Source organism: Citrobacter sp. Ce119 (assembly GCF_030334525.1).
GTDB classification, from domain to species: domain Bacteria; phylum Pseudomonadota; class Gammaproteobacteria; order Enterobacterales; family Enterobacteriaceae; genus Citrobacter; species Citrobacter europaeus.
Map to the genome: position 1 here is coordinate 1 of NZ_JAOWDR010000030.1, position 594 is coordinate 594.

Consider the following 594-nt stretch of genomic DNA (forward strand, 5'->3'; position numbering starts at 1 on the left):
TGCGTTCGCGCCAGCTCACTTTTTTGCTGCAGATAGTTATGAAGCGGATATTTTTTATTGCTGCCTTCAAGGCTTCTTCGCAACCCGTCCGAAAATTTCAGTTCTTTTTTCATACGTTATCCATGCCGTTAAGAACCATTCAACATCCGTATTAATAATAAAAAATTCCTGCTCTTATTCCTGAATGATCAAAGGGGGTACCTTTGCGCAGAGGATTTGGCGGGATCCCCGTTCGCTTCCACTCTTTTTTTCGCCGTTTATGGCGCGTATCCAGGTTAATATCCGCCACGTTTTCCCAGCCCAGCAGGGTGAATATCTCCTCTGACAGCGTTTCTTCCGGTAACGGTTTATGTTTGTAAATTGACCACGCCGCAGGAAGCAGACACATCACCAGCAGAAAAATTATTGCTTCAACTATAAATAAATAGAACATAGGATCATAAAATGATGCTAAACCATCACCACATAGCAGCGCAGCGATGGAAATGGCAAAACATAAGTAACAAACCCGCAACGGGATACGCACTGCCGCCCGGCGCGCCTGGTTCTTTCCCCGGTAACACCCCGGCGTCATGCACAGGGACTGCTCCTCCG

Annotated in this window: 1 pseudogene; it reads right to left on the reverse strand. The window is 46.8% G+C overall.

The features are described from left to right. Window positions 1-151: 151 nt before the first annotated feature. Window positions 152-594, reverse strand: a pseudogene (locus tag OGV80_RS02200) (hypothetical protein); the annotation flags it as partial.